We start from the raw sequence: 6,651 nt of genomic DNA, 5'->3' as shown, positions 1-6,651 counted from the left end.
AGCCGGCCGCTGCGCCGGTACACCTGGTAGGCGCCCCACTCGCGCACCACCCGGTCGAGCCCGGCCAGGCGCTTGCCGACGGCCAGGTCGAAGCGCCAGGCGTCGCGCCAGGCGCCGGGCGGCAGCGAGCGGTAGTCGACCGGGAACGGCGTCACCGACCAGCCCTGCGTGCGGAAGGTGGCCAGCGCCCTGGGCATGTGCAGCGCGCTCGTGACGAGGAGCCAGGTCGACCCGACCTCCGGCGCCACGCGCTCCCGCGCCAGCAGGGCCTCCTCGTACGTGCTGCGCGCCTCGCCGAGGAACGTCACCTGGTGCCCGTCCAGGGCGCGCCGGAAGAGCAGGCCGGCGCCGTCGGCGCCCCGCCACTCCTGCCGCAGGGCGTCCTCGAAGAGGCCCGTGAACACGAAGCGGGCGCCGGGGTAACGTTCGGCGAGCGCGAGCGCGGCCAGCATGCGCTCGCCCGCGTCGTCGAGGGCGAGTTGCCCCCGCGCGGCGCTAATGCGCCACTCGACGGCTCCGCCCAGGACGATCACGCCGTCCACGCGCTCCGGCATGGGGTCGGGGGCGGCGACGCGGCTCTCGAGGCCGTTCGCCAGGTACTCGTCGACCGGGGCGAGCACGAGCGCGAGGAGCACGAGCAGCGGCACGAACAGGAGCGCGCCCGCCAGCCGCCCTGCCCGCAGCCGACCGGCCACGAACGCGAGCAGCACGAGGACGACGAGCAGGGTGCTCGGGGTGAGCAACCACCAGACGGCTTCGAGCATGGACCACCATCATGGCAGGTCGGTCGGCGCTCGCGGGTGAGCGCGGTGGCTTCGGCTCGGATATCCTGGCGTGACAGTCACGACGACCACCAGTTCGATGCGCCACCGACCCGACCGGGCGGCCGCGCAGTAACGGAGCCCCGCATGAGACTCAGCATCATCACCGACTCGACCTGCGACCTCACGGCCGACGAGCTGAAGGCGCTCGACGTCGAGGCCGTGCCGCTGCACGTCCACTTCCAGGGGCAGACGTTCAAGGACTGGCTCGAGATCGACCCCGCGCGCATCATCGCCGGCGTGGCGGCCGGCGCCGGCATGCCGTCCACCAGCCAACCGAGCCCCGCCGAGTTCGCGGCGGCGTACGCGCGCGCCGCGGCGGCCGGGGCGGACGAGGTGCTCGTCATCACCATCTCGTCCGGCATCTCGGGCACGTACCAGTCGGCGGTCATCGCCAAGGAGGGGGTGGGGCTGCCCGTGACCGTCTTCGACGGGCAGGCCGCCAGCCTCGGTCACGGCGAGATGGTTCGCGTCGCCTCGCGCCTGCGGGCGGAGGGCGCGGACCTCGCCACCATCACCCGGGCGCTCGAGCGCATCCGCGACACCAACTTCGTGGTGTTCACGGTCGCGACGATGGACTACCTCCAGAAGAACGGCCGCATCGGGAAGGCCTCCGCCTTCCTGGGCAGTCTCCTCAACGTGAAGCCGCTCCTGACGCTCGACGGGGGCAAGGTCGGGCCGCTCAGCCGCGCCCGCGGCATCAAGAAGGCGCAGCAGGAGATGGTCGAGCGCTTCGCGGCGTACGTGGCGGCGGCCAAGGGGGCCGTCGTGCTCAACCTCATCCACGTGCAGGACCCGCCCGCGGCCGAGCGGCTGCGGGCCGCGATCGACGAGGCGGGCATCAGTTACAGCTTCGGGGGCTATCACGAGATCGGCGCCGTCATCGCGTCGCACGTGGGCCCCAACACGTTCGGGCTGTACACCCACGAGGCCGTCTGAGGTCGCGCCTTCGCGGGGGCGAGGGCGTGCGCCAGGGCGGACCGTAGTGGGTGCGCCCTCTAGGTGCGCCCTGGCGGGCGGCGCCCTGGCGCGGGGCGGGCGGCGGCCGCCTAGGATCGCTCGGCAGCCGCCCGGCTGGCCGGGGCCACGACCCGGCCCGCGCGCTAGCGTCGCGGCACGATGTTCGCCGCGGTCACGTCCGCCACCATCCTGGGAGTGGAGGCCATCGCCGTCAGGGTGGAGGCGTTCGTCAGCGGCGGGCTCCCGAGCTTCACCATCGTCGGCCTCCCCGGCGCGGCCGTCCAGGAGTCGCGCGAGCGGGTGCGGGCGAACCTGAAGCTGCTGGGGCTGCCGCTGCCGCCCAGCCGCATCCTCGTGAACCTCGCCCCGGCCGACGTCCGCAAGGAGGGCCCCGCCCTGGACCTCGCCATCGCGCTGGCGCTCCTGACGGCGGAGCGGCGCGTGCCGCTGCGGGCGCTCGAGCGCACGGTGGCGTTCGGCGAGCTCGCGCTGGACGGTAGCCTCCGGCCCGCGCGCGGCGCCGTGGCCGTCGCGCTGCTCGCCGCCGCCCTGGCCGAGGAGAGCGGAGCACCGCACCGCGTCCTCGCGCCGCCCGCCAACGCGCGGGAGGCGGCGCTCGTGCCGGGCGTCGAGGTCGTCGCCCCCACCAACCTGGCGGCCGCCGTCGCGCACCTGACGGGCCGAGCCAGGCTGGCGCCCTGGGAGGCCGCCGCGCCCGCCGCCGCGCCGGACCCGCCCGACCTCCCCGACCTGGCCGACGTCCGCGCCCAGGCGCTGCCGCGCCGCGCCCTCGAGGTGGCCGCGGCGGGGCGCCACAACCTCCTCCTGACGGGGCCGCCCGGTGCCGGGAAGAGCATGCTGGCGCGGCGGCTGCAGGGCATCCTGCCGCCCCTGACGGACGCGGAGGCCATCGAGGTCACACGCGTGCACTCGAGCGCCGGGCGCTCGGCGGGCGCCCTGGTGCGCTCGCCGCCCTTCCGGCAGCCGCACCACTCGGCCTCCCAGGCCGGCCTGCTCGGTGGCGGCGGGGTGGCGCGCCCGGGCGAGGCGAGCCTCGCGCACCTCGGCGTGCTGTTCCTCGACGAGCTGCCCGAGTTCTCGCGCGCCGTCCTGGAGGGACTGCGCCAGCCACTGGAGGACGGCGTGGTCACCATCTCGCGCGCCAGCGGCAGCGTGCGGCTCCCCGCCCGCTTCCAGCTCGTGGCGGCGCGCAACCCGTGTCCGTGCGGCCACCACGGCTCTTCCGACGACGGCCCGCCCTGCACGTGCTCGGCCGCGGCGGTCGTCCGCTACCAGCGGCGGCTCTCCGGCCCGCTGCTCGACCGGTTCGACCTGCGCGTGCGCGTGCCCCGCCTCAGCGACGCCGAGCTGGTGGCGGCCCCGCCCGGCGAGTCCAGCGGGGCGGTGGCGGCGCGCGTGGCCCGGGCGCGCGCGGCGGCGCTGGAGCGCCAGGGCGCGGCGAACGCGCACCTGCCGACCCGCGAGCTGGCCGCTCACGTCAGGCCGAACGGCGAGGCCGCCCGTGCGCTGGAGCGGATCGTGCGCGGCCTGCGGCCCACGGCGCGAGGCTACGACCGGCTGCTGCGCGTGGCGCGCACGGCGGCGGACCTGGCCGGGGCGGTGAACGTTGGGCCCGAGCACCTCCTGGAGGCCGCCGCCTACCGCGACGAGCCCGGCCCGTAGATGAGGGTCGCGTGAGCCGCGCGTGAGCGCCGGCGCGGGACGGAACGGCCATCATGCCGCGCCCGCCGCACTTCATCGTGCAATTCCTACCCATTCCGCTTCTCAGGCGTGTGCTACATTAGCGCACAGATTCTGGGGCCAAATTACCCTTCGCCTGCCCCCGTTTCACGACCCAAGGAGGGAACCGTGCCCATGAGGTGGTTGTGGCGGGCATCGCCCGTCGCCGTTCTCGCGCCGCTACTGGCCAGTTGCTCGTTCGAGGGCGGGCAATCGATCTTCAAGCCGGTCGGCAGCGTCGCCCAAGACCAACTGGACCTGTTCATGTGGACGTGGTACCTGAGCATCCCGGTGATGGTGGGTGTGTTCGGGGCCCTCGTCTACGTCATCGTCAGGTACAGGCGGCGCGCCGGCGACAAGATGCCCGTGCAGTCCCACGGCCACCCGGCGATAGAGGTGGTCCTCACCATCGTCCCCGTCATCATCATCGTGATGGTGGCCATCCCCACCGTGCGCTCGGTGTTCCGCACGCAGTCGCACGTGGTGCCCACGGCCGACGACATCGTGGTGCACGTCACGGGCTACCAGTGGTGGTGGAAGTTCGAGTACCCCGACCTCGGCATCACGACCGCCAACGAGCTGCACGTGCCGGAAGGCAAGCGCGTGATCCTCCACCTCAACTCCGGCGACGTCGTGCACGCCTTCTGGGCGCCGCGCCTCGCCGGCAAGGTCGACCTGATCCCCAACCAGGACAACCAGCTCTGGTTCGACACGAACGAGGGCAGCGCCGGCATCTACCACGGACAGTGCGCCGAGCTCTGCCTCGGCGCCCACGCCTACATGCGCTTCCGCGTCGTCGTCGCGGAACAGGCCGACTTCGATGCCTGGGTGGCCGAGTTCCAGGACCCGCCCGTGCAGCAGGCCGCCGCCGACCCCCAGGTCGCCCAGGGTCGCCAGCTCGTGGCCTCCAAGGGCTGCATCGGTTGCCACAACATCGGCAACTACGCGGCCGACATGCACTACGGTCAACCGCAGTTCCCCGACCTGACCAACTTCGGGCTGCGCCACACCGTGGGCGCCGGCGTGCTGGACGCCACGCCCGAGAACGTCGCCGCCTGGGTGCGCGACCCGCAGTCCGTGAAGCCCGGCAACCGCATGCCGACCCTCTGGGAAGCCAACGACCCCAAGCGCGACGAGGAGACGGCGGCCATCGCCGCCTACCTGCTGAGCCTGGGCGCCGAGGGTGACACCACCGCGCTGGCCCAGGCGTCGACGGGAGGCAACTGATGGCCACCACGCAACCCACCATCGGTGCCGGCACGAGGGGGAAGCTCTTCGTAAGGCCCACCTGGACCACGGGCATCGGCTCGTGGCTGACCACCGTCGACCATAAGCGCCTCGGTCTCCTCTACATCTGCACGGCGTTCGCGTTCATGGGCGCCGCCGCCGTCGAGGCGTTCCTCATCCGCCTGCAGCTCCTCACCCCCGAGATGCGCGTGGTGAGCCCGGAGCACTTCAACCAGCTCTTCACGATGCACGGCGTCAGCATGGTGTTCCTCGCCATCATGCCGCTCGGCATCGGCCTCGCCAACTACTTCGTGCCGCTGCAGATCGGCGCGCGCGACCTGGCGTTCCCACGCCTCAACGCCTTCGGCTACTGGGTGTACGCCTTCGGCGGGCTGATGATCTACACGTCGTTCTTCCTCGGCGGCGCGCCCGACGTCGGCTGGTTCGCCTACGCCCCCCTCACGTCGCTGTCGCACAACCCCGGGCTGGGCGTCGACTTCTACGTCTTCGGCCTGTTCATCAGCGGCATCGGCACCACGGGTACCGCCATGAACCTGATCGTGACCATCGTCAACATGCGCGCCCCCGGCATGACCATGATGCGCATGCCCGTGTTCGCCTGGATGATGCTCATCACGTCGTTCATGATCATCTTCGCGTTCCCGCCGCTCACCATCGCCTTCCTCGAGCTCATCCTCGACCGCACCTTCGGCACGCTCTTCTTCGTGCAGGAGGCGGGCGCGCTACCGATCCTGTGGCAGCACCTCTTCTGGGTCTTCGGTCACCCGGAGGTCTACATCATCATCCTGCCCGCCTTCGGGGTGATCAGCGAGATCACGCCCACCTTCTCCCGCAAGCCCCTGTTCGGCTACCCGATCATGGTCCTCTCGGGCATCCTCATCGGCTTCATGGGCTTCGCGGTGTGGACGCACCACATGTTCACCACCGGCCTGGGCCCCGTGGTCAACACGGCCTTCTCCCTCACGTCCTTCGTCATCGGGATCCCCACCGGCGTCAAGATCTTCAACTGGCTCGGCACCATGTGGGGCGGCAGCATCAGGTTCACCACCCCGCTCCTGTACGTGATCGCATTCCTGGTCACGTTCACGCTCGGCGGCATCACCGGCATCATGGTCGCCATGCCGAGCTTCGACGCCCAGGTGCACGACACCTACTTCGTGGTGGCGCACTTCCACTACGTGATGGGGGGCGGCGCCCTGCTGGCGTTCCTGGGGGCCCTCTACTACTGGTTCCCCAAGATGACCGGCAAGCTCATGTCGGACCGCCTCGGCAAGATCGCCTGGGTGTTCGTCGTCTTCGGCTTCCACGGCATCTTCTTCCCGCAGCACATCGCCGGCCTCCTCGGCATGCCGCGGCGCATCCAGACGTACCCGGAGGGCCTGGGGCTCGAGCCGTGGAACATGGCCTCGACCATCGGCAGCTGGGTGATGGGCGTGGGCCTCATCCTCGTCCTCGCGGGGGTCATCCACGGCCTCACGCGCGGCAAGCCGGCCGGCAACGACCCGTGGGACGGGCGCACGCTCGAGTGGGCCACCGCCTCTCCCCCGCCCTACTACGACTTCGAGGTCCAGCCGGTCGTCAACTCGCTCGATCCCGTGTGGGCCGTCAAGCACCCCGAGTCGATGGACGTGACGCCGCCGGCGCCTGACGCGGGCAAGCCGTACGACGCCGCGGGCGTCCACATCCCGGGCCAGTCCTGGTACCCGATCCTCGCGGCGCTCGCCATCACCCTCGGCGCCTACGGCCTCGTCTACGACAACGTCATCTTCGCCATCGTCTGCGGGCTGTTCTTCATCTTCACGATCTTCGCCTGGGCGTTCGAGGGGGTGGGTGGCCAGCACCTCCACCTGGACGCCGCCGGGGAGCACGCATGAGCGCCCAA

The 6,651-nt window shown here is 71.7% G+C and carries 5 protein-coding genes; 4 read left to right on the top strand and 1 reads right to left on the bottom strand.

Features of this window, described 5'->3' with window-relative positions; translation table 11 throughout:
- A partial coding sequence (locus tag H3C53_06015) for a YdcF family protein (protein ID MBW7916225.1) occupies positions 1-764 on the bottom strand: 764 nt, incomplete at its 3' end.
- 144 nt (positions 765-908) lie between these two features.
- On the opposite strand from H3C53_06015, the gene H3C53_06010 reads away from it, so the two are divergent.
- The 4 genes from H3C53_06010 to ctaD all read left to right on the top strand — a co-directional run bounded on the left by H3C53_06010 (position 909) and on the right by ctaD (position 6,643).
- Complete coding sequence (locus H3C53_06010; protein ID MBW7916224.1) at positions 909-1,760, top strand: DegV family protein; 852 nt, start codon at positions 909-911, stop codon at positions 1,758-1,760.
- Positions 1,761-1,940: 180 nt separating this feature from the next.
- Entirely contained in the window at positions 1,941-3,464 is a 1,524-nt protein-coding gene (locus H3C53_06005) for a YifB family Mg chelatase-like AAA ATPase (GenBank protein MBW7916223.1), read from the top strand.
- A 186-nt stretch (positions 3,465-3,650) separates the two neighbouring features.
- On the top strand, positions 3,651-4,748 hold the full coding sequence (gene coxB, locus H3C53_06000; protein ID MBW7916222.1) for a cytochrome c oxidase subunit II: 1,098 nt from the start codon (positions 3,651-3,653) through the stop codon (positions 4,746-4,748).
- Positions 4,748-6,643 (top strand): cytochrome c oxidase subunit I, encoded by a 1,896-nt coding sequence (gene ctaD / locus H3C53_05995; GenBank protein ID MBW7916221.1) that lies wholly within the window; start codon positions 4,748-4,750, stop codon positions 6,641-6,643. The genes coxB and ctaD overlap by 1 nt, the downstream gene beginning before the upstream one ends.
- Positions 6,644-6,651 lie beyond the last annotated feature (8 nt).

Source organism: Trueperaceae bacterium, from assembly GCA_019454765.1.
Lineage (GTDB): Bacteria > Deinococcota > Deinococci > Deinococcales > Trueperaceae > JAAYYF01.
The sequence above is the reverse complement of the archived record's forward strand: the minus strand, read 5'-3'. Positions and strand labels throughout refer to the sequence as shown.

Coding starts and splice junctions, on each gene's coding strand:
- ctaD (MBW7916221.1), top strand. CDS start 4,748: ATGGCCACCACGCAACCCACCATCGGTGCCGGCACGAGGGGGAAGCTC.
- H3C53_06005 (MBW7916223.1), top strand. CDS start 1,941: ATGTTCGCCGCGGTCACGTCCGCCACCATCCTGGGAGTGGAGGCCATC.
- H3C53_06010 (MBW7916224.1), top strand. CDS start 909: ATGAGACTCAGCATCATCACCGACTCGACCTGCGACCTCACGGCCGAC.